General features: G+C 43.1%; 20 protein-coding genes. 16 read left to right on the top strand and 4 right to left on the bottom strand.

Annotated elements, in window-relative coordinates; translation table 11 throughout:
• Positions 1-80 precede the first annotated feature (80 nt).
• Positions 81-644: a DUF4136 domain-containing protein gene (locus OCU56_RS17185; protein WP_261875152.1), complete on the top strand. Its 564-nt coding sequence runs from the start codon at positions 81-83 to the stop codon at positions 642-644.
• Between the two features lie 37 nt (positions 645-681).
• On the opposite strand, the gene OCU56_RS17180 is transcribed toward OCU56_RS17185, so the two are convergent.
• The 4 genes from OCU56_RS17180 to hutW form a co-directional block, all read right to left on the bottom strand.
• A complete protein-coding gene (locus tag OCU56_RS17180) occupies positions 682-2,424 on the bottom strand; it encodes an ABC transporter ATP-binding protein (protein ID WP_261875151.1) in 1,743 nt (580 codons plus the stop codon).
• 376 nt (positions 2,425-2,800) lie between these two features.
• Positions 2,801-3,382 (bottom strand): heme utilization protein HutZ, encoded by a 582-nt coding sequence (gene hutZ, locus OCU56_RS17175; RefSeq protein WP_261875150.1) that lies wholly within the window; start codon positions 3,380-3,382, stop codon positions 2,801-2,803.
• On the bottom strand, positions 3,382-3,900 hold the full coding sequence (hutX, locus tag OCU56_RS17170; RefSeq protein WP_261875149.1) for a heme utilization cystosolic carrier protein HutX: 519 nt from the start codon (positions 3,898-3,900) through the stop codon (positions 3,382-3,384). The genes hutZ and hutX overlap by 1 nt, the downstream gene beginning before the upstream one ends.
• A gap of 13 nt (positions 3,901-3,913) precedes the next feature.
• Positions 3,914-5,299: a heme anaerobic degradation radical SAM methyltransferase ChuW/HutW gene (gene hutW / locus OCU56_RS17165; protein ID WP_261875148.1), complete on the bottom strand. Its 1,386-nt coding sequence runs from the start codon at positions 5,297-5,299 to the stop codon at positions 3,914-3,916.
• Between the two features lie 180 nt (positions 5,300-5,479).
• Here hutW and OCU56_RS17160 point away from each other — a divergent pair, with 180 nt between their 5' ends.
• The 15 genes from OCU56_RS17160 to OCU56_RS17090 all read left to right on the top strand — a co-directional run bounded on the left by OCU56_RS17160 (position 5,480) and on the right by OCU56_RS17090 (position 22,959).
• Positions 5,480-6,340, top strand: a complete 861-nt coding sequence (locus OCU56_RS17160; RefSeq protein WP_261875147.1) for an energy transducer TonB — start codon at positions 5,480-5,482, stop codon at positions 6,338-6,340.
• A gap of 17 nt (positions 6,341-6,357) precedes the next feature.
• A complete protein-coding gene (locus OCU56_RS17155) occupies positions 6,358-7,047 on the top strand; it encodes a MotA/TolQ/ExbB proton channel family protein (protein WP_261875146.1) in 690 nt (229 codons plus the stop codon).
• The gene (locus tag OCU56_RS17150) at positions 7,044-7,466 is read left to right on the top strand and encodes an ExbD/TolR family protein (RefSeq protein WP_261875145.1); all 423 of its coding nucleotides are present in this window, start codon (positions 7,044-7,046) and stop codon (positions 7,464-7,466) included. Before OCU56_RS17155 ends, OCU56_RS17150 begins: the two co-directional genes overlap by 4 nt.
• Complete coding sequence (locus OCU56_RS17145) at positions 7,463-8,311, top strand: heme/hemin ABC transporter substrate-binding protein (RefSeq protein ID WP_261875144.1); 849 nt, start codon at positions 7,463-7,465, stop codon at positions 8,309-8,311. The genes OCU56_RS17150 and OCU56_RS17145 overlap by 4 nt, the downstream gene beginning before the upstream one ends.
• A 2-nt stretch (positions 8,312-8,313) precedes the next feature.
• A complete protein-coding gene (locus tag OCU56_RS17140) occupies positions 8,314-9,378 on the top strand; it encodes a FecCD family ABC transporter permease (protein WP_261875143.1) in 1,065 nt (354 codons plus the stop codon).
• Complete coding sequence (locus tag OCU56_RS17135) at positions 9,378-10,157, top strand: heme ABC transporter ATP-binding protein (RefSeq protein WP_261875142.1); 780 nt, start codon at positions 9,378-9,380, stop codon at positions 10,155-10,157. Before OCU56_RS17140 ends, OCU56_RS17135 begins: the two co-directional genes overlap by 1 nt.
• 360 nt (positions 10,158-10,517) lie before the next feature.
• Complete coding sequence (gene cysD, locus OCU56_RS17130) at positions 10,518-11,426, top strand: sulfate adenylyltransferase subunit CysD (RefSeq protein ID WP_261875141.1); 909 nt, start codon at positions 10,518-10,520, stop codon at positions 11,424-11,426.
• A gap of 51 nt (positions 11,427-11,477) precedes the next feature.
• Entirely contained in the window at positions 11,478-12,896 is a 1,419-nt protein-coding gene (cysN, locus tag OCU56_RS17125; protein WP_261875140.1) for a sulfate adenylyltransferase subunit CysN, read from the top strand.
• Positions 12,897-12,899: 3 nt separating this feature from the next.
• A complete protein-coding gene (locus OCU56_RS17120; RefSeq protein WP_261875139.1) occupies positions 12,900-14,633 on the top strand; it encodes an SLC13 family permease in 1,734 nt (577 codons plus the stop codon).
• A 76-nt stretch (positions 14,634-14,709) separates the two neighbouring features.
• Positions 14,710-15,336, top strand: coding sequence for an adenylyl-sulfate kinase (gene cysC, locus OCU56_RS17115; RefSeq protein WP_261875138.1), 627 nt, complete (start codon positions 14,710-14,712; stop codon positions 15,334-15,336).
• Positions 15,329-16,303 (top strand): DHH family phosphoesterase, encoded by a 975-nt coding sequence (locus OCU56_RS17110; RefSeq protein ID WP_261875137.1) that lies wholly within the window; start codon positions 15,329-15,331, stop codon positions 16,301-16,303. The genes cysC and OCU56_RS17110 overlap by 8 nt, the downstream gene beginning before the upstream one ends.
• A gap of 367 nt (positions 16,304-16,670) precedes the next feature.
• Complete coding sequence (locus tag OCU56_RS17105) at positions 16,671-17,552, top strand: VirK/YbjX family protein (protein WP_261875136.1); 882 nt, start codon at positions 16,671-16,673, stop codon at positions 17,550-17,552.
• A gap of 424 nt (positions 17,553-17,976) precedes the next feature.
• The gene (locus tag OCU56_RS17100) at positions 17,977-19,596 is read left to right on the top strand and encodes an ABC transporter transmembrane domain-containing protein (RefSeq protein WP_261875135.1); all 1,620 of its coding nucleotides are present in this window, start codon (positions 17,977-17,979) and stop codon (positions 19,594-19,596) included.
• Positions 19,593-21,674: an ATP-binding cassette domain-containing protein gene (locus tag OCU56_RS17095; RefSeq protein WP_261875134.1), complete on the top strand. Its 2,082-nt coding sequence runs from the start codon at positions 19,593-19,595 to the stop codon at positions 21,672-21,674. The genes OCU56_RS17100 and OCU56_RS17095 overlap by 4 nt, the downstream gene beginning before the upstream one ends.
• The gene (locus OCU56_RS17090; protein ID WP_261875133.1) at positions 21,667-22,959 is read left to right on the top strand and encodes an HlyD family type I secretion periplasmic adaptor subunit; all 1,293 of its coding nucleotides are present in this window, start codon (positions 21,667-21,669) and stop codon (positions 22,957-22,959) included. Before OCU56_RS17095 ends, OCU56_RS17090 begins: the two co-directional genes overlap by 8 nt.
• The last annotated feature ends 309 nt before the right edge of the window (positions 22,960-23,268 follow it).

The following is a 23,268-nucleotide window of genomic DNA, read 5'->3' as shown; positions in this document are numbered from 1 at the left end:
TCGCCACCCCATATATTCTACTAGATGAATATCCGGTGTGAATAACTATTTACGTACTTAACTTATTTGTCGAGGTGTACATGAAGTCACTTTTTTCGTTAGCGCTTGTTCTATTTTTATCAGCTTGCACTACAAGTCCGCAGCCAAGTAATAATTTTGCCATTGGCATCGTCAGCAGTGGTGACTACCAATTCATTTCAAGTAACGCCAAAACCTATGCTTGGCACCCTCGTTCTGGACAAACGTTCGTTGATGATCAAAATGATGGCGTCACCATTAAACACGTCTTTAATGACGCCATTAGCCAAAGTTTGGCCGAAAAAGGCTACATTCGCGTTCCACTTCAGCAACAACCAGATTTTTTAGTGGGTTATGGCGTGGCATTAGAATCCGCCCTCAATGATCGAGAACTTTTCGATAAAATTAAACTGAGCACAGGGATCCCTGCGGCCGACTTTGCTAATAGTGAGCAAAAAGGAAGCATCGTCATTGCCATGTATTCTTACCCACTCATGGAGCTTAAGTGGCACGCTTTAGCTCAAGGGGGCGCCAACGCTACCCCTCAGCCGGCATCCGAAGAGAGTAAGTTGAAAATAAAATCCTATGTGGACTCCATGTTAAGAGACTTACCCAAAACACAGTGACAAAAATAGCCGGTGATACACCGGCTATTTTATGCCTTTACCCTACTTGCAGATTGCCATATAACGTTTGATATAAGCCATCTGCCTCAATGAGATCGACGTGCGTACCCGATTGAATCACTTTTCCATCTTCTAACACATAGATAAGATCAGCCTGTTTTACTGCAGATAATCGATGCGCCACAATCAAGGTGGTTCTATTCTTTAAAAAGCGATTCAATGCATCGTGTAATTTGGCTTCAGTCGCCGTATCCAATGCTGAAGTAGCCTCATCTAAAATCACCAATTCAGGGTTACTTAATACCATCCGCGCAATGGCTAACCTCTGGCGTTGCCCTCCCGATAAACGAACCCCTTGACGACCTATATGAGAGTCTAAGCCATTGGGTAAAGTCTTGTTTAAATCGCTTAATTGCGCTACCTCAAGAGCATCCCACAGTTGACTTTCTTCATAATGCTGCCCTAGCGTCAGATTTTGACGCAATGTATCGTTAAATATCATCGGTTGTTGTAACACGACGGCTAACTCTTTGCGTAACGCTTCGTAGCTGACCGACTCAATGCTGTGCCCATTCACCAAGATATCACCGCTGTCCTTTTGATAAATCCCCAACAACAATTGAATCAAAGTGGATTTTCCGCCACCAGAGGCCCCCACCAGCGCAACCCGTTTTCCTTTAGGAATGGTCAATGAAAAGTTATCGAGAACCTTACGCTCATTATCATAGGAGAAACTAACCTTGTTAAACTCGATGTCAATGGCATGACCTTTAATGAAAGGATTCACCGTCGCCAACGGACGATGCTCTTCGGGCATTTCTAAAATGCCATTTAATCGTTTCATCGCCGCCGATGCGCTATACCAAGAGAATTGAATACTTAGCAATTCTTGTACTGGCGACAACATAAACCACAAATAGCCAAAAACAGCAAAGATCTGCCCAATGGTGAGATCACTAAACAGCACCATTAACATGGCCGCCGCACGGAAAATTTCAAAACCAATAAGAAACATTAAAAATGACAAGCGATTCGCCGCATCCGATTGCCACGCGTATTTATCCGCGTCGATACGAATGGATTCTGCATCTTGCTTTAAGCGCCCCAAATATTCATGCTCACGATTCGCGGCACGAAGCTGATAAATTCCATCTAAGGTTTCCACTAACCGTTGCTGAAATTTTTCAAACGCTTGATTCTCTTTTTTCTTTAAATGTTTGACTCTTTGTCCCAATTTCCGCGACAAATAAATCACCACTGGATTCATTAAAATAATGAACAAACCCAACTGCCAATTAAGCCACAGCAGAATGCTCCCCGTGCCAATGACGGTCAGTATGCTAATAACAAATCGGCTCAATGTAGAGCCAATAAATTTATCAATGGTTTCAATATCCGTCACTAAATGCGAAGTCAGGCCACCGCTACCTTTTTCTTCATATTGTTGCATGGATACTCTACCGAGTTTATCGAGGATCCACTGACGTAATTGGCAAGTCAGCTGCTTTGACACTAAGGTAAACTGCCGAGTTTGCAGGATATTTAATGCTTGGCTACCTATGCGCATAGCAATAATCAACAGCAACACAGAGACAATATAGCCCACCGCCGTCTGCGCTGATTGTGGTAAGACGGTATTCAAAAATGCCAATCCCTGCGCGGGTTTATCTAACAGAACCTCATCCACCATTAAAGGCAATAATAGCGGAATAGGCACGCTGATCAGCGTCGCTATAAAGGCGATAAAGTTAGCATATAAGAGTTTTCTCTTATGCTTCATCGCTTATTGGTATAACCATTGTTTATTGAGGGTGGGCATAACGTTAGCTTGTGGGTCGGTCACACAAAATCCTTGTTGGTTATCTCTTGTGTTAATAATATGCATTGCAATGAGAAGATGTTAAATAAATGAAGACGAATAAAAAGAAAGTAGAGAAGCTCCGGTAGGCAAAGGGGAGTTGTGACTGAACTAAACAATGGCCGTCACTAAGTGATAACGTGACGACCAATAGTTGCAGCAAAATTATCTGTATTTACGCTTTATTTAACCAGCGCTTGCGCATCGTTGTCTGTTTACCGCTCAATATTTAAAAAAGGCCGAACTTTTTAAGCAAAGTATGAAAGTTAGCCTCATCCATTCAATGGTTAAAAACAAATTACTGTGATGTGAGCTCTGAATGGCGCGACTTCTCGTCTTGTACATGACCTTCAGACAAGTGCAAGAAGTCCACTAAATCATTACCTGATACATTAAACGCTTGGCCAAAGCCTTTCACATAACGTCCATTGCTCGGGGTCAGTTTATAGAGATGAAAATCGCCCAACTGCGCCAAGTTTTTAACCATATCACCAAAGCGTGCAAATAACGCGGCGACACCCGCCGCCCCTTGGTCCGATTCTTTTGCAATGTGTTCGGCTGTGGTATCAAAGGTCAAACGTTTGCGCGCGTGAATACTCTTCGCATCCCCTTCATCTTCCACCATCATGATGGAGACATTCTTGTTCAGTTTCAGGTTCTGTCCATGCACGGCAAGATCACTGACCAAGATGTAATAACCCGCCTGGTCAAAAGCAAAAGGGGTATAACTTACATGAGGTAGTCCCTCTTTGGTTATAGTAGCCAGTTGCAAGCTTTGGCACGCATCACGAAACGCTTGAACCTCTGGCCCTAAGCGCCCCTGTAGACGCTGTTGCTTTACTTCTGCGCGGTTGTCATTGTCCATATTTTCAGCACTCATTATGCAAATTCCTTTTTAAGTTGTGCTAGTTTTTCAAGTTGTTCAGGGAAAAGCTGACGTTTTTTATCACGGCCTAAGTAAACTTTAAACACACACTCACCAGAGGCATCAAAAAAACCAACATAGTGGCTTTCCATTTTATGAAACGGTTTAGACACCACGGCAATGTGTTCAATTAGATCCAAACGTAAATGTCCATGAAGCTCACCTTCACGCCCCATTAAGTTGTAATAACCATGGGCGACTTTGCCCTTAGGAAACGGCGCTTTATATTCAAAGATTGAACCAAAAGAGTGAACTATTGTGGTCACTTTTCCCCATGTAGGTAAAGCTTCAAGTATCGATTGAGCTTGCTCTCCAGCAATAACCGTCACCATTGTAGATGGCAACACAAAAGTAATTTCACCTTCGGTTACATTCAGATCCACTGCCATTTGTGATACAGGAACAGAGCTATCACTTTCCATAATGTTTGCTACCGCTTCCAATACCTGCTGTTTCGTTAACTTTGTATACATGCTTTTCCTTAAATTATGCCGCTGTGTGGGTTTTATTATTGTGTATTACTACTTGTTCATCAGGTACATGATGCTCAGATACAAGGTTATTAGACATCAACCAAATGAGGTTTTGCGCTAACGTGACTGACCAAAACTGACCTGCGAGCGTTAAAGATAAATAGCCTTGTTGGACATCAACCAAGCCATTTCTTTGCCAAATATCAAACAGTGGACGCAATTGTTCAAACACCCCTTGAGGCAAGGCGGTAGCACTCAATACGCCACGATCAAAAGCGGCTTTAATTCCATTGATAAGAGCAGCATTCGGTGCACTGAAAAAGGCCATTGCTGCGGCAAATTGATTGTTGCTACCCGCTTCGATGTACTTATCCATATCACGATATTGCATAGTGCTAATGCCGTTCACCGTCCCCCCCGCTCCTGCCCCAAGAGGCAGTACTTGTGCGCAAGTTTTTGCCAAGCTGTTATAAATAGAGCGCTCACGGTTATCCGAACTCCAGTGGTTAACACTGAGGCGTCGTTGATGGTGCTGTGCCATAAATTCAACGCCCATTTTGTACATTTGAGCTTTAACTTGAGTATTGGCAGGAAAGGGTAATTTCCCTTGCTTGACTAAACGTTCCATTGGTAAGTTTTGCATCTCTATAAGCTGATAAAGATCCACGCCATGAGCGCCACTTTCCAGATACAAATTCAAATCTTCAGCCCAAACATCTAATGTTTGATGAGGTAATCCGTACAGTAGATCGATGACAATGGGGGCACTGTCATAACTCACAAAGTGCTGTAATCTTTGTAATACTTCGTCACCGTCATTCAAGCGTTTTGCGCTACGGCGCACTTTGCTATCAAAGCTTTGAACACCAAACGAAAAGCGATTAATTCCCCCGGCTAAGGCTGACTCAAATTTTTGGTCATCAAAACGATTGATACGCCCCTCTAAAGTAATTTCACAATCAGGAGTTAACGGGAAATGATCATGAATCATCTTACCTAGTTGCTGTATTTGCTTAGCGGTTAAATCTGTGGGTGTCCCACCACCGATATACACCGCTTGAAAAGGATATGCTTGTGTCCAAGGCAGAGAGGCTTTCCATAACAACTCTTTTTTCAGCGCATCAAAATAGCGGTCAATGAGTTGCGAACTAGAAGCGTACTGGAAAAAGTTACAATAAGTACAACGCACGCGGCAAAAGGGTATGTGTATATAAAGACAACGAGGACCTTTTTCCCCTTTCGCTGAGTATGCTGTGCTAAGGGTAGATTGAGTGTGTTCATGTGGCACTGGCTTTGCCATACCCCCTGCATGAGGCCCTTTTTTCTTGTTAAAAGCGAAGCGCAGTGGGTCTGGAGTATGCTTGCCCGTTATCTCTGTATTGTTTAATTCAAGGTTCATTTTCTTTTTGCTTGCAACATGTTCGATGAAGATGGGGCTATTTTTGCCATAAGATCAAATGCGAATAAATATCATTAACTCAATTTTGTGACTACTATATTGATCTTAAAATATAATGCAAATGATAATTGATATTATTCGCATTATCTGCATAATGACTTTCAGTAGACTTGATTGAGCATGGATTTAACCACAGTGAAACAGTATCGATATTTAGTCGCCGGTGGTATTTCTCTTCTGATCCACGGGGTCGCACTCTCTTTTACACCAGCAAAGCAATCCATTTCTATGGCGAGCAGTGAACAAGGACAAGCGGTAAGTATTACCTTTGTCTCACGACCTCAACCCGTCAAAACTGTGAGCGAGACGCCACCAACAAAGCAACCTAAAGCACTAACTGCGCCTGTGGTGCAAAAAGTCACACCTTTAAAGCAAACCAAGCCAGTTGTCACTAAGCCTGCTGTGTCACCCGTGGCCAAAGTAAAGAGTACCGTCACACCCAAAAAAGTGACTCCCATTAAAAAACCCGTTGCAAAACCTGTTGCAAAACCTGAACCAGTAACACCTACAGCAAAAAAAATAGAGACACCCAAGTTAACTCCGCACAAGGCTAAACAAAAATCCCAGCCACCGACAACTAAACCGGTGGAAACTAAACGGGTAGAAACAAAGCCAATGCAAACAACGCAGACAAAAGCGCCTTTAACGGCAGATAAACCCCAGCGTCACACAAGTGCCAATGCCGCCAGCGCCAGCAAACCTAAACTCGTCACCACGCCGACTTTTTCGGCCAAACCTACAGCAGTGGGCTACCCAAGGCTCGCGCAACGACGTGGCTTGCAGGGCAGTACATTAATTGAGATTTGGATAAATACAGAGGGCAAGCAAATCAAACAAAGCATTGTTTCATCGTCTGGACATAAGATTTTAGATGATGCCGCAATGAAATCCGTATCCGAATGGCAATTTCAACGCCACAACGAACAAGGACAACGCATCGCCTATCGGGTGCAAGTTCCCATTAACTTTAAACTTCAATAAACCTAAACGAGCCGATTATGCACACCTTGATTACGCTTCATAGCCAACTCGGAATGATGACCTTACCGCTAACTGTTCTTTCAGCGCTCACCGTTATGCTCATTATTGAACGCACCTTATATATGTTGATTAATGGACGCACACACACCAAGCAAATATTGTCGAAAGTGCACTACATCAATTTTTCTGATTCGGCTCAAGTTGAGCTCTTTATTGAACGCGATCTGCAAGGAAAAACCATCATCTATCAAGCGATGCGCATGCTGTTAGGCCATCGTAGTTTTACAAAAGAATTACGTGAAGAAGCGGTGAGTATTTGGTTGTTTAAAAAACGCCAACAATATAAATCCGGCATTCGAGTACTTGCCATTATCGGTGTTATCAGCCCGTTAATCGGCTTATTAGGCACGGTATTAGGCCTGATTGATATGTTTAAAGGTCTTGCCCACACCTCCGGTTCTATTTCTCCTGCGGTATTGGCCGATGGCCTTGGTTTAGCGATGTCCACTACCGCGGTCGGGTTGCTTATTGCCCTGCCAGCGATTACCGGAGCACAGTTGTTAAGTATGTGGGTAGAAAAGACATTAGCAAAAATTGAATACACGCTTAACCACAGCAACCTACACATAGAAGGGATCTCTATTGAGTGCCCAGAGGACTCCAAATCATGTAAAGACACCACTTTATTACCTGAGGAAGTCGCATGATCAAGTCCCAATCCAGTCTATTTGAAGAGGAGTTTACTCCTGATCTCACCCCTTTATTAGACATCATTTTTATCGTGATGGTATTCCTGTTATTGACCGCTAACATCACGATAAAAACGATGGATGTGGCGATTCCGCAAACAGAGGATACACAAGTATTAAACGAGCAAGACAGCGCTGTCATTACCATAAATATTCTTGCTGCAGAGCCTAAATGGGCCATAGATGGCAAGAGTTTTGAGCACTGGCAAGCCTTTACCGATGCCTTACTCACTCAAGTAAACACAGTACCTAAGCAAGAGATTATTATCGCAGCCGATAAATCCGCCGATGTAGAGTCCATGCTTAAAGTTCTAGCATGGCTACAACAACACAAAATAGAAGCGACGAATATCGTCATGGAAGAGAGCCAATCATGAAAAAACTACTCCTACTTATCAACTGTACCCTATTCGCCTTTTCAGCATTCGCGCAGCAAAACACTGAGCCCAATCGCATTATCAGTGTCGGTTCCAGTATCACTGAGTTGGTATACGCTCTTGGAGCAGAAGATCAACTTGTGGCCATTGATGTCACCAGTAAACACTTTGATCCTGCTAACGCCTTACCTCAAGTGGGTTATCACCGTCAATTGTCAGCGGAAGGCTTAATGGCGCAAAACCCGACTCATGTAATTGGTTCTCACGAAATGGGCCCTGACTCCACTTTGCAATTGCTAAAATCGGCGGGCATCCAAGTGGTCACCGTTTCATCAGGTGATAGTGAACAAGATTTAGCAGCAAGAATTGACACTATCGCCCAAATCACCGCAACACAGGCCAAGGCAACACAGCTAAAACAGCAGCTCCACCAGCAAATTGAGCACCTTACTCAACTCACAAATACCACGCATCCCAAAGCTATTTTTGCGATGCTAAGTAAAGGCCGCCCCGCAACAATTGCTGGCTCTAACACCACTATTGATAAAATCATTCAACTGGCAGGGGCACAAAACCCCGCCAATAAAGACTTTAGCTCCTATAAATCCATGTCGTTTGAAGCGATTGTAGATATTCAACCTCACTATATTTTAGTGGCCCAACGTACTTGGGATGCCCTTGGTGGTCAGCAAGGTATTATTAAGGCGTTCCCGTTATTAGCGGCCACGCCTGCGGCGGCACAAAATAACATCATCCCAATCCCTGGAAGTGCCATTATTGGTGGGTTTGGTATTGAAAGCGTGCAATTAAGCCAGTCACTTCATCAAACCTTTGAGAACCCGTAATTATGAATTTTGCGTCTTCTTTTAAGTTGCCCATACCGTTATTACTAGGCAGCTCGCTCGTGGTGGTCTATCTGGCCAGTATCTTGTCCATAAGTGTTGGACCTATGGATATCAGCTTTGGCCAAAGCATGAAAGCCCTGTTACCTAATTGGAACCTGTTTGGCTTAGATAACCACTCTCTGCCTGCACACGTACATATGATTGTGCAGCAAGTGCGTTTACCTCGAACTCTATTAGCCATTGCTATTGGTGGCATCTTAGCCATTTGCGGTGCTGTAATGCAGGGGCTGTTTCGTAATCCATTAGCGGATCCGGGCATCATTGGCGTCTCTGCCGGTGCCGCATTAGGCGCGGCATTAGCCATTGTGGTATTTGGTTCCCTTGCCAACAGTTATCCGCAGTTGCTCATGTTTGGCACTGTTCCTCTGTTCTCTTTTTTAGGGGGCGCCATAACCACATTGGTGGTGTATCAGTTAGGCACCTCTCCCACTGGCACCTCGGTCACTATGATGCTGTTGGCGGGCGTGGCCATTGGCGCGTTGTCCGGCGCTATGTTAGGGCTACTCAATTATTACGCCGATGACCAAGCACTAAGAGATCTCTCCCTTTGGACTATGGGTTCTCTAGCGGGAGCCAATTTTTCCGGTGTCACTTTCGCATGCGCAGTTTTACTGATTCTAGGGGTGTTATTTTATCGCGATGCCGCCAATTTAAACGCGCTGTTATTAGGGGAAGCGGAAGCCAGCCATTTGGGCATTGAGGTACAAAAACTAAAGCGTCGCTTAATTTTATTAACCGCAGCTGGCGTTGGTGTCACCGTATCCCTAGCTGGCATGATAGGTTTTATCGGTCTCATCGTGCCACACCTAGGGCGAATGATAGCAGGCCCTAATCACAAAGTGTTGCTCCCCCTTTCTACTGTGTTAGGGGCATTACTGCTGCTTATCTCTGACATGCTTTCTCGAGTGTTAGTGGCTCCACTAGAAATACCCGTAGGTATTATCACCGCCGTACTTGGAGCACCTTTCTTCCTTTGGCTACTTATTTCTCAAAAAGGTCGTATCTAATGGTCAACCCTGTAGTTAAATGCCGTAATATTTGCGTCAAGATTGGGCATAAGTCCATTTTAGATCAGGTCAACATTGAATTTAATGCGGGTGAATTTACCGTATTACTCGGCCCTAATGGCACCGGAAAAAGCACTTTACTTAAAACACTAAGTAACGAAATCCCTCACACTGGCCAGCACTTTTTGTTTGGAAAACCTATCCAAGAGTGGGATAAAAAAACACTGGCTAAGCAATTTGGCGTATTGCCCCAATCCAGTACGCTCACCTTTAACTTTACCGCTCAAGAAGTAGTAGAGTTAGGAGGGATCACCCTCTCTGGTGGGCAAAAACACATAGCAGAGGTCGCGCAACAAAATATGGTCAAAACTGGGGTGTGGCATCTGGCTGATCGGCTCTACCCCACTTTATCTGGTGGTGAAAAGCAACGAGTGCATTTTGCAAGAGTGTTAACCCAGCTTAGTGCCAGCCAACACCATAACGTCCTTTTTCTGGATGAACCCACTTCCGCTCTGGATTTAAGCCACCAGCACAACACATTAAAGTTAGCCAAACAGCAAGCAGAGCAAGGGGCTTGTGTGGTCGCAGTACTGCACGATTTAAACCTCGCTTCACAATATGCCGATAGAGTGCTGGTATTAAATAAAGGCAATATCGTAGCCGATGGTACTCCTTGGCAAGTGCTTACTGCGCAAACCATTGAAGACATTTATCATTGGAAAACTCAAATATTGCCACACCCAACACAACAACACCCTATTGTGTTGTCCGCAAGCTAATCCCCCGCTTTGTTGCGCACTAGGGGCTCAATCTTTGTGCCCCTAGTGCGCTTGCTGTGTATCGCTTCGCGCATTTATTTTTCATAAACTCTGCCACCATTGTTACGCTAACCTTATATCTCTTTTGGTTATAAGTATTATCTTTTTATACTTATAACCAACTAAAGGCTACCTATGGCCTGCACTACAATAAGATATTTAAATAACATATTGATATATAAGGATTTATTGCGATTGACAAGAAAGGCTTATTCCTGCTTAGTCTTTCCATGCCTAACTTAGACTGTTTGATTATGAGCCAAAGACATCGATTGTTGTTAGCTTCGTGACATACCGAAACAACAGGGATAGACATCGATTATGGACACGGCTCGACTTACCCACTTAAAAACTCTAGAAGCTGAATCAATTCAGATCATCCGAGAAGTTACTGCTGAGTTTGAAAACCCAGTCATGCTTTACTCTATTGGCAAGGATTCGTCCGTTTTGCTTCATCTTGCGCGCAAAGCCTTTTACCCTGCGCGCGTGCCATTTCCACTTTTGCATGTTGATACCAACTGGAAATTTAAGCAGATGATAGAGTTCCGTGACCAACTAGCGGAAAAATATGATCTTGACCTTATTGTGCATAAAAACCAGCGCGGATTAGACATGGACATCAGTCCGTTTACCCATGGCAGTGCCAAACATACTGACATAATGAAAACGGAAGGGTTGAAACAAGCATTAAACCAACACGGCTTTGATGCTGCATTTGGTGGAGCACGTCGCGATGAAGAAAAATCACGCGCCAAAGAACGTGTGTACTCTTTTAGAGATCAAAACCATCGCTGGGACCCAAAAAATCAACGCCCAGAATTGTGGCAAGTGTATAACGCGCGTGTCGATAAAGGAGAAAGCATTCGCGTATTCCCTCTTTCTAATTGGACTGAACTGGATATCTGGCAATACATCTACTTAGAAAATATCGATATGGTGCCACTGTATTTTGCCAAAGAGCGCCCTGTAGTGGAACGTGATGGCACTTTGATCATGGTCGATGATGAACGTATGCCATTACAACCTGGTGAAACACCGCAAATGAAAAAAGTACGTTTCCGTACCCTTGGTTGCTACCCATTAACAGGCGCCATTGAATCTAAAGCCGAAACCCTCCCAGAAATTATCCAAGAAATGCTGTTAACGGCCACCTCGGAACGGCAAGGCCGCGTCATAGACAACGACTCTTCCGGCTCGATGGAGAAAAAGAAAATGGAAGGTTACTTCTAATCATTCATCACAACGCCAAAGAATAACGGATAAATTTGACAAGGAATCACCATGAACACTATTTCAAATCTACTTTCATACGATGTCGAAGCGTATTTAAAACAGCATGAAAACAAAGATCTATTACGCTTTATTACCTGTGGTAGCGTCGATGATGGCAAATCCACTTTAATCGGTCGTCTGTTATACGATAATCAAATGATTTTTGAAGACCAGTTATCGGCCATCCAAAAAGACTCTAAAAAGTACAACACCACCGATCAAGAATTCGATTTGGCTTTGCTGGTTGATGGACTTCAATCTGAGCGCGAACAAGGCATCACCATTGATGTAGCCTATCGCTACTTCACCACAGATCAACGTAAATTCATCATTGCCGATACTCCTGGACACGAGCAGTACACGCGTAACATGGCCACCGGCGCATCGACTTCCGATCTTGCGATTATCTTGATTGATGCTCGCCACGGGGTACAAACTCAAACCCGTCGTCACTCTTATATTTGTTCCTTGCTCGGTATTAAACACGCCATTATTGCGGTCAATAAAATGGATACGGTGCAATACAGCCAGCAACGCTACCAATCCATCAAAAAAGAGTACCGCGAGTTTGCCCAAGATCTCGGTTTTGACAGCATTCAGTTTGTGCCTGTGTCTGCCTTACATGGGGACAATGTGGTATACCCAAGTAAAAATATGGGCTGGTACCCAGGCTCCACACTGATGCGCTTACTCAACTCAGCGCAAACAAGCAAAAGCAAAGTGGCGGCGGAATTTCGTTTCCCTGTGCAATACGTCAATCGACCAAACCTCGATTTTAGAGGCTTTTGTGGCACCATAGTATCTGGGCAAATTAGAGTGGGCGATCGCATTCAAGTGCTGCCTTCTGGTAAAGAGAGCAAGGTAAAATCCATAGTCACTTTTGATGGCGACCTTACCTCAGCCTTTGCAGGGCAAGCCATCACTCTGACATTAGATGATGAAGTGGATATCAGCCGTGGCGATGTACTGGTGCGCCCAGATCAGCAGCCTCTGCACTCCAACGCTCTGGCGTGTAATGTGGTTTGGATGAATGAGGATGCGCTGCAATTAGATAGAGAGTACCTGATCAAAATAGGCACAAAAACCGTCACCGGACAAGTATCGAAAATTGCCCATCGCGTTGACGTAAACACCATGCAAAAGCTGGATGCCCATCAGCTCAATCTCAATGAAATTGGCCTGTGTCATCTAAAACTCAATGAAAAAGTGGTGTTTGATTCATACAAAAACAACCGCATAACTGGCGCGTTCATCATTATTGATAGACTGAGCAATGCCACTGTGGGTGCAGGTATGATTGAAGATGCACTACAACATCACCAGCAAGCTAAAGCGGCCAGCCATTCTCAATTTGAACTAGAGCTTAACCAATTGGTTCGTAAGCATTTCCCTCATTGGGAAGCGAAAGACCTGCTTGGTAAGGAGTGATCAATGAACATGAGCATACAAAGTGGCATTGTTTTACTCGTATTTATCACCACCATTGCCGCTTTGATTCGCTTTCAAAAACACCCTGCACGGGTGTTTGGCCTTGCCTTACTCACTTTGTTCTCTCTTAATCTTGTCTCTAGTGAACAGGTAATTAATGCAGGGTCGAATCAGGGCTTACTTACTCTGATATTGCTCATGCTCTGCTCTATAGCTCTGGAGAAAACTCGCGTATTGCGCATTATGGCGCAGTTTGTGATTCGCCCCAGTTACGGCGAAACTTTTGCCCGTTTGTTTGGTTTTACCGTGGTATTTTCAGCATTTTTGAATAATACCGCGGTGGTATCAAGCTTGCTGTCGCCCATTCGAAACAATCCTCACCATAGTGCGACTAAGTTATTACTGCCACTCTCTTACGCGGCTATTTTGGGGGGAACACTCACCTTAATTGGAACTTCCACCAACTTAATTGTCAATAGTCTGCTCATTGACACGCATTTGCCCCCCCTCTCCTTCTTCGATTTTACGGCAGTCGGTTTATGTGTGGTGATCGCCTGTGGTTTAATGCTCACCCTTTTGGTTCGTTTTCTTCCAGCTAATGAGACCGATACACCTCAAGGTGATAGCTACTTTATTGAAGCGAGTGTCATCGCAGGTTCTAGTCTTATTGGCAAAAACATCAATCAAAACGGTTTACGTCACATGGAATCGTTATTCCTCATTGAAATGGAACGCAATGGCACCATTATTAGTCCAGTCTCTCCAACGGAGATTTTACAGGCGAACGACCGTTTGTTTTTTAATGGTGATGTGTCAAAAGTCTCTCAATTAACCCACTACAATGGATTAGAAATCTTTGCGGAAAAAGAGGGCCTTGCATCGCAAAGCTTTGTAGAAGCCATATTACTGCCCCAAAGTAACATGGTGGGTCGCTCACTCAAGCAGTGCAATTTCCGCCAAACATTTAATGCTGGGGTCGTGGCGATTAAGCGCAATGGGGTTCGCTTATCAGGAAAACTCGGTGAAGTGACCTTAAAAGCGGGAGACTATTTAGTGCTTACCGCGGGAGAGCCTCCGGCGCTGAGTGCAAGCTTCAAAAAACACTTTATCTTGCTCAGTGATATTGAAGTGGATAATAAGCTAAAAGGCATTAGAGAAAAGGCCACACTATTAAGCTTTGTGCTGGCCTTACTGTGTGCTTCTATTGGCCTAGTCTCTCTTTTTAAAGCCATGCTATTGTTGTTTGGGGCACTGTTGTGTTTTGGTATGTTGACGCTCAACGACGTCACGCAACGCTTCCCGTATCACATTTGGTTGATTATTACCTCGGCCATTGTTATGTCGTTTGCTATACAAAACAGTGGCTTATTTCAAAGTCTTGACCACTTATTAACCCAAAACAACCTAACATTGAGTCCCCACTTGGCCTTGATTATTGTGTTTCTTTCCACATTAACTTTAACCGAGTTGGTCACCAATAATGCAGCAGCGGCGGTGACGTTCCCCATCGCCTATTCACTGGCTTTAAGCCTAGACGCGAATCCCATTGCGTTTGTCATGGCGGTGGCGTTTGGTGCCAGTGCTAGCTTTATCAGCCCTTATGGTTATCAAACAAATCTGATGGTGTTCAATGCAGGGCAATACAAATTATCTGACTTTGTTAAAATTGGCGCCCCTATCAGTATCATTTATAGCTTTACCGCCATTATTGCTATTGAACACTTTTTTGGCTTATAGCCGCACCAATTAAAGCCAACACGACAAGCTCTATCAACGACAACGGATAGTATTTTACAAGGAATGACTGTTACCGATGACCACTAAAAATTTGACCACACCCAAACCGGCCCAGCAAAATATTGTCTGGCACCAAGCCTTAGTGACCCCCGCTCAAAGGCAGCACCTTAAAGGGCATAAACCCGCTGTGCTTTGGTTTACCGGGCTCAGCGGTTCAGGAAAATCCACTATCGCCAACGCGGTAGAGGTGAAGTTGAATCAGTTATCTGTTCACAGTTATCTGCTCGATGGCGATAATGTTCGTCACGGCTTAAATGGCGATCTTGGTTTTTCTGATACCGATCGAGTTGAGAATATTCGCCGCATTGGTGAGGTGGCGAAATTGTTTGTCGATTCAGGCAGTGTGGTGTTAACCGCTTTCATTTCTCCATTTATCGCGGACCGACAGCAAGTGCGATCCCTATTACCTGATGGGGATTTTATTGAAGTGTTTGTGGATACTCCTTTTGCTGTGTGTGAATCACGAGATCCAAAAGGCTTATATAAAAAAGCACGCAATGGTGAAATTGCCCATTTCACTGGATTAACCTCTGACTATGAAGCCCCATTGAGCCCTGAAATACATTTAAAAACCGCTCAATATACCATTGAACAAAGCGCGCAACATGTGGTGCAATATCTAAGAGACAACGGTTATGTCTAATACCCACTTTGATGTTTTCAATGGTGATGCCGATGGCATTTGCGCTTTACTTCAACTTAGGCTCACAACACCGCAACCGAGTACACTGATCACAGGCGTAAAACGAGATATTGAATTATTACAACAAGTGACTCAACAAAGCACAGCGCAATGGGTCACTGTACTGGATATTTCTATGCAGAAAAATCAGCAGCCATTAACAGCGTTGTTACAAAGTGAAGTACATGTCTTTTATTGTGACCATCACCGCACGGGCGATATTCCATACAGTGACTATTTACACGCCCATATTGATACGGCAGCCGAGACCTGTACCAGCCTACTGATCAATCAGCACTTGCAAGGGGCACAGTACCTATGGGCATGCACAGGGGCATTTGGGGATAACTTAATAGAACAAGGCCAAGCCCTAGCCCAGAGCTATCACACGGCCAATGATGATATTGATTTTCTAAAAGAGTTGGGGACATTAATTAATTACAATAGTTATGGTTACACCATTGATGATCTCCATATCGCCCCTGACACCTTATACCGCATACTCTCAAGCTACGCCTCCCCTCTCGAATTGAAAGACGATGTCACCAGTGTCTTTTATCAGTTGCAAAATGGCTTTAGCCAAGATTGGCAGCAAGCCGAACAAAGCAAGGCGTACTTTAGCAATGCCCATTTAGACGTATATTTACTGGCTGACGCCCCTTGGGCAAGACGTATCAGTGGTACTTTAGGCAATTGGCTGGCAAACCAAAATCCAAGTAAAGCCATTGCGGTATTAACCCCCAACCCAAACCAGTCGTCATACACTGTGAGTGTTCGCAGTCCACTGCAACGACGAGAAGGTGCCGATGAGGTGTGCAGTCAATTTCCAAGTGGCGGCGGACGCAAAGGAGCGGCGGGAATAAATGCACTGCCCAAACAGCAGTTGTCTCTATTTATTCAAACCATGACAGAGCAGTTTTCCCACTAAGTTCATTAAGCACTTCACTCCTCTATCACCTAAAGCCTATCGAGCCTTTACGCACCAGCGGTGAAGGCTCATCTCGTGATTTGTCAAAAACGGATCATTACTTCTCGACAACTCTCCTATAAATAACACACAGACGTTGTTAAATTCGCTGCCATCAATTGCACTCAATCATCATTGCCCGCCGCGGCAAGGCAGTATGTTGTGCAAAGCATAATGTTTGGGGCATCAGAAACGTTGTATTAAGAAGGTTCATCGCTAGATAGCTCTTTTTGGTTTCTTGTTGCTCACTAAGCATGACTTAAAGTAATGAGGTATCTATACAATGACGACTCCCAATCCTGCTATGCCGAGTAGAAACATTAACCTTATGTATTCTTCCTCAGATAAAAGTGCGAAACGCATTTGGTTGAAGGCTCGATTCTTTGTATTAAGCAAAATATATGCAGATACATTTTCACGCACCGAAGCATTACTTAATAATGATGTGTTTCATTACGCCATTAACCAAAAGCCTCGCTTACTAGAAAAAGCATTAAAGCCGTATTTATTCGTTGATCTGCCTGTTGCAGAGCGTATGTCACTTATTGAGCAGCACTTTAACTTGCTCAATAGCACCTTTAACGCCTCCATTAAGCAAGTATTTGTTCACGGTGGATTGCCATTATTGGATTTAGATGATTCGAAAGGGAATACCTTTACGGTCATTTTGTTTGATGGTGAAATGCGTGAAGGTTCACTGGGGTTACGTCTGATTAACCATTTAGGTCAGACGATTTATTCCATTACCTTCAACCTGTCTAACCCTTCACACCTCACCATGCACATTGGCGCTCTAAAAGGGCCAAGTGATAGTGTGGAAGATCGCAACCAAGTGATAAAAACGCTGACCCGCTCTTTCCATGGCCTACGACCTAAAGCTTTGATGGTTGAATTGGCTTTGATCTTCGGGAACGCTTTAGGCGTTGCAGAATTTATAGGTGTCTCTAATAAAGGGCATATCTATCAAGCTCTACGCTATAAAGGCTCTAAGAATAAATCGGTGACCTTTAATTATGATGAGTTATGGCAAGAATATTCGGCGCAACGTTCAGACAAATACCGTTATTCCATTCCTGCGGTGCCCGAACGTAAAGACCCATCAACACTGAAAAAGAATAAGCGACGTTTGTACACCAAACGTTATGCATGGTTAGATGAATTACAAAGCAACTTAACCGCGAGCATAGATACCATTCGCAATACAAACTAAGCGCTTATGTTACGATTTAGCTAAGTGATACAAAGGAGGTACGTTTATAAACGGCCTCCTTTTTTGCTTTCGCTCGCTTGCATAAAGTCCGTGCTGTACCACCATCCACTAACTATTAAATTTGTTGCTCATCATGCTTGAACCGAAGAATTTTAGTGCACTTCTAAAAGTTCTAGGCGTACAATGCCAAACGGCGTAAACTATAGTGTTTGTTACCCATGGTAAATGCTATGAGGGCCGTAATAAATCAACTTATTTAGTGACTTATATGCTAGAAATTCACTCCACTTCATAGTCCCTATATCTGTAATCTAAATGACCATAAAAACAATTGGTTATGGAAAATTATAAAATCAACCGTTACATTTATAAATGTACTCTTATTTAGGTTTGTTGAAGCTACCTACGCAGGAATGAAATCTCAATGAAGAATATGTTACATAGCCAAACATCCAAGAAGATAACAATGTTGCGAGTGTTGCCCTCGTCTTTACTCATCAATCTTTTGTCATTGGTCATACCACTAGTGATGCTGCAGATTTACGATCGCATTCTACCCAACCAAAGTTACGGCACCGCTTTTTTATTGCTTGGCGGTTCGACCATTGCTATTTTGATCGATGCTTTCCTGCGCTATGTTCGCAGTTGGATGTTAGGTGCGGCAGCAGTCAATACCGAACACTCCACTTATAACTTGATTATCGATCACTTAAATAAAGCCAGTACTGAACAAATCCGACGTCTCAAGCCCGGTATTTTGCAAGAGAGCCTAAAAGGCATCGGCTTAATCAAAGACTTCTATTCTGGCGGTTTTATTGCGGGTCTTATCGATGTTCCTTTTGCCGTTATCTTTTTAGCGCTCATTTGCTACATTGGTGGCAACTTAGTGTTCATTCCTATTGTTGTTTGGACCATTACCTTTGCTTTTGTTTGGTTATTTACCCAAAAATCTAGCGAGCATTCCAAAATAGCAGCCTACTCAGAACAAGATAGAATGAACTTTCTTATCTTAGTGTTTGCCTTCTTTGATGGGGTCAAAAAGCACGCTTTTGAATCGAAGACTTACCGCTATTTCCGCCAACTGAATCAAACACGTTACCTATCCGTCGCAGAATCTGAACGCCAAGTATCTGTGGCGCAAGAGCTGATCCAAATTGCGGCAATGGGCACATCTGTAGCCGTTGTACTCATTGGGAGTTTAAATGTATTAGCGGGCGATCTGACCTCAGGGGGTTTAGCCGCTTGTTCGATATTATCTGGACGTGCTGTGGCACCTTTAAGTGCCCTCATGGGGCTACGCCTACGTTACAGTTCTTTTATAGTGGCCAATGAATCGGTATCGGATTTATTATCACAGCTGCAAACAGATCAATCCACCGCTGTAGAGTTTACTGATCTAAACACTTTACAAGCAAACGAGGTGAGATTTAATCGTTTCAATGAACAATATAGCTACTCTTTTACTCTAACCAAAGGTCAAGCGGTTGTTTTATCTCATGACGATGAAGACCTGTGTAGTAGTGCCGTTGCCGCATTTGCGGGCTTAGATACTTTAACTTCTGGTGACTTTTTATGGAACGAAGAGCGCTTTATAAGTGACCAATTTGCCTGGCGACGTAAAGTCAGCTTTGTGCCGATTGGCCCTAGCCTAGTCTCAGGTTCATTAATGGATAATATTTGTGGTTTTAATAGCCAACGTCTTGATGAAGCCAACTTACTAGTAAACGCATTAGGTCTAAATAAAGTGGTATCCGATCTCTCAGATGGTATGGAAACAAAAGTGGGATTTAATATTGGAACTAAACTCAGCCGTGGAGGCATAAAGCTTGTGGCTCTTGTGGCTCAACTATCCCAAGACACCCCCATAGTGGTACTGGATCGCCCAGAAAAAGACTTGGATATTGAATCCCTTCAACGACTAAGCGAAGTACTTAAATACTACCTATCATTAGGTCGCTCATTTATTATGAATACTGAAAACGACATATTACTGGGACTGACATCTCAGCATATTCAAATAAATAACATTGGAGAGGCACAATGAAACACGACTATGCCACTCCACTTTTAGATATACTTTCCATTCTCAATGTAGAAGCGGGAGTACATAACTTTACCAAAGAGTGGATCCAAGCGAACCCTGTGCAAAGTGCAGGCGATATTCTAGATGTTCTCGATCGCCTGATGATTCCATACAGTGTGCATCCTGTAAATCGCAAAATTAAATCTATTAATCATGAAGCTGCAATCCACATTAATTCACATAAATGTGTCCCGTGTTATTACGATATTAAAAAAGGCTATTTAGAATTTACCGATGGTGCATTTACTCCTGCAAAAATGAGCCCTACAGTGGGTGGCCTAATCATCCTAATCCATGGTCAACCCCATGAAAGAAATGAGGTTGACTGGCTAGCAAGCAAGTTAGCTAGCTTTAAGCCCATTATTCCAAACCTGCTTATCATTAGCTTTATAGCGAACCTTTTTGCGCTCACCATTCCTTTTATAACCATGTCAGTTTATGACCACGTTATAGGGGGGGATGCAGGTCATGAAGTGGTTGGGATAGCCATTGGTGCAACATTGCTGTTTTCTATGATGCTATTACTCAAGGTATTCAGAAGCCAATTATTGACGACTATTGCCAATCGTATTAGCCGTGAAGTCTCCGAATCTATCATGCGTAAGATTCTTTATGGACAGCTTGCCATTACTCGCCAAGCTGGCATTTCAACATTAATGAGTCGGCTAACTACAGCTGAGGGTTTAAAAGGCGTTGTTCAAGGCCCTCTAGGAGGTGCCTTATTTGATCTGCCTTTTATCATTATTTTCATCATCGCTATTGGTGTGTTAGGCGGTATGTTAGTTATTGTGCCAATAATTGCATTATTGCTTTTCTTTGTTCTTGCCCTGCGCAACCAACGTCAACAACGGTTACTCAATAATCAACTCACTATTTCAGGTACCTCGCGTTTTTCGTTACTGTATGAGCTCAATAGTAAATTAAACTTTCTACGTTCTAGTGATATTTTGCCGTATTGGATTACACGCTTTGAAAAAGCAAATACCTTAGCATCGAAGAACAGTTTTGCTCACCTGAGTCATCAAGCTAAATTCACCTCCATCTACTATGCTATTAGTTTACTTAGTACTTTGGCCGTTATCGGCCTAGGTATCGGACTGATCTTTAGCCAGCAACTCACCGCAGGTGGTATGATTGCTACCATGATGCTAATTTCTCGTGTAACAAGCCCTGCTCAAATGCTGGCTAATAGCTACACTCGGGTCAATCAAATTCTGCAAGCGAAACAACAGATCAATCAGACCATTAACCAAAAAGTTGAAGGGGATTTCTCCTATCAGCATCATCATCTTGATGATAAAGCGCCATCCATTGAATTAGAGTTGGTTACTCTACGCTTTACCAACCAGCTAAAACCAGCGCTTTCTGGTGTGACCTTCAAGGCGGAACCGGGGCAAGTAATCGCAATAACAGGGCCTATGGCCTCAGGGAAAACGACTCTACTAGAAGTGATTGCGGGATTATTACCAGCACAAAATGGCGTGATTAAGGTCAATGGTATCAACCTGTCACAATACGATCCGCAATTATTCCGTCAATGGTTAGGCTATTATTCTGACCACCCAGAGATGACCCCAATTACAATCCAAGATTTTATTACTGACAACCACGAAATTTCAGATGAAGAGATCCATTCGGTACTGGAGCAAGTGGGAGCTTTAGATTGGGTAGCAAGCTTACCCGATGGGCTACAAACCCATTTGAATCAAGTGGAATCACTCGCACATCCCTTCTCAAATCATGAAGAAACCATGCTATCTAAAGCAAAATTATTATGTAGCCACCACCCACTGGTATTGCTCGACAATCCAGTAAGTAGCAACAAAAATAAACAGCTATTTTTACAGTGGTTAGAGGCTAATCGAGGTAAAAGCACTATCATTTTCACCTCTCACGATGCTGAGTTGATCAAACTTTCTGATCAAGTCGTCGTGCTAAATAGTGGCAGTGTTGGCTATGCCGGCCCTATCCCTGACGGTTCAGAACAAATAGCACAACCTGAAATCACTATTTCTCAAGCAGGGGACGAACATGCATAAATCCACCATTGAAGTCATTGAGTCAGATATAACGCGTCGCTTACTCACCATCAGTAGCCTACTCATTGGTGCGTGTATCATCTTATTTATTGGGTGGACGGTGTTAACTAAAGTCGATGAAATAGCCAAAGCTAAAGGCGCTGTTATTCCCCAAGGCGAACGTCAAGTTATCCAAAGTGAACTAGGTGGAAAATTAAAAAAAATCTTTGTTAAGCGTGGACAACTAGTAAACATCGGTGATCCTATTGTTGAATTTGATGCCACTTTTCAAACAACAGCCTTAGAAGAGTTGCACTCTAAAGAGGCGTCATTGCGTTTAAGAATTGAAAGGATGACTGCCTTAATTGATGAGAGGGAACCAGATTTTTCATTATACGAAGAGCGCTATCCTAAAGTTGTTGCAGAGCAGCGAGCTCAATTGGCCGCAAACAAATCTCTGTATCTGAAAAAACGAGTTGTATTAGAAAAAGAAAGCGAACGTATTGCCGAAGAATTAAAAGGTATAATTCGTCAAATCCCCGCACAAGAACGCCAATTAAACTCTACAAAAAAAGAGTTACGGATCCTCAAAAAAGGCCAACGATCAGGCAATGTGTCTGAAGTGCAAGTATTGGAAATGAATCAAAAAATATCTTCTTTAGAAAGTGACCTCGAAGAAGCGAAATCTAAAAAATCCGTTTTAATTAAACAAGCTGAGTCCAGCCAAAGCAAAGTAGAGCAACTACTGGCGGAAGTAAAACGTGATACGAGTAAAAATAGAGCAGAGGCTATGTCTGATTTATCAGCCCTTAATGCCAGGATACGTTCAGGACAAGCCAAGCTCACGAATACTTTAGTCAAGTCCCCTGTAAAAGGATTAGTACAAAGTTTGCCTACCACACGTAATGGCGGGGTTATCAAACCGGGTGGTACAGTGGTAGAAATCGTGCCTGTTGATGGAACGTCTTCATTTAAAGCTAAGCTTTCCCCTAGAGATATCGGTTTTGTTTCAATTGGTCAGGCGGCACGAGTTAAAGTGGATGCCTTTGATTACAGCCGCTTTGGTGCACTAAAAGGCAAGGTGACTGAAATTTCACCGACTACAAGCCAAACACAAAGAGGTGAAATCTATTACGATGTCATCATAGAATTAAATAAAGGGTATTTTGGTGACAATCCAGATCGATTTAATATTATACCTGGGATGACTGGTGAAGTAGATATCACCACTGGTGAGAAAACCGTATTCCAATATTTATGGAAACCAATTTATACCAATGTCAGTCATGCCTTCGGTGAAAGATAGACAACAAGATAATACCTTCACCTATATATAAAAAAGCCAAAGCATATTTGTTTTGGCTTTTTTATATTCTTATACCAATCACACTAAGTAAGTGATCAGAAATAGCGCAGGAAAAATTCTAACGCAGTTATCGAGTATTTTAACAAGCTGGAATGACCAGTTATTTAGTGCGATTGGTATTATCTATCCTCAAAAAACACTACGGATAACAAGCGTATAATACCACCGTAGTACGTCTCTGAACCATCTAACTTCTAGATCTATTAATCATATTTAAAATTAAACAATCCGTATCATCTATACTTAATT

This window comes from Vibrio rarus, assembly GCF_024347075.1.
In the GTDB taxonomy this organism is placed as follows: Bacteria; Pseudomonadota; Gammaproteobacteria; order Enterobacterales; family Vibrionaceae; genus Vibrio; species Vibrio rarus.
This window is presented reverse-complemented; position numbering and strand designations above follow the sequence as displayed.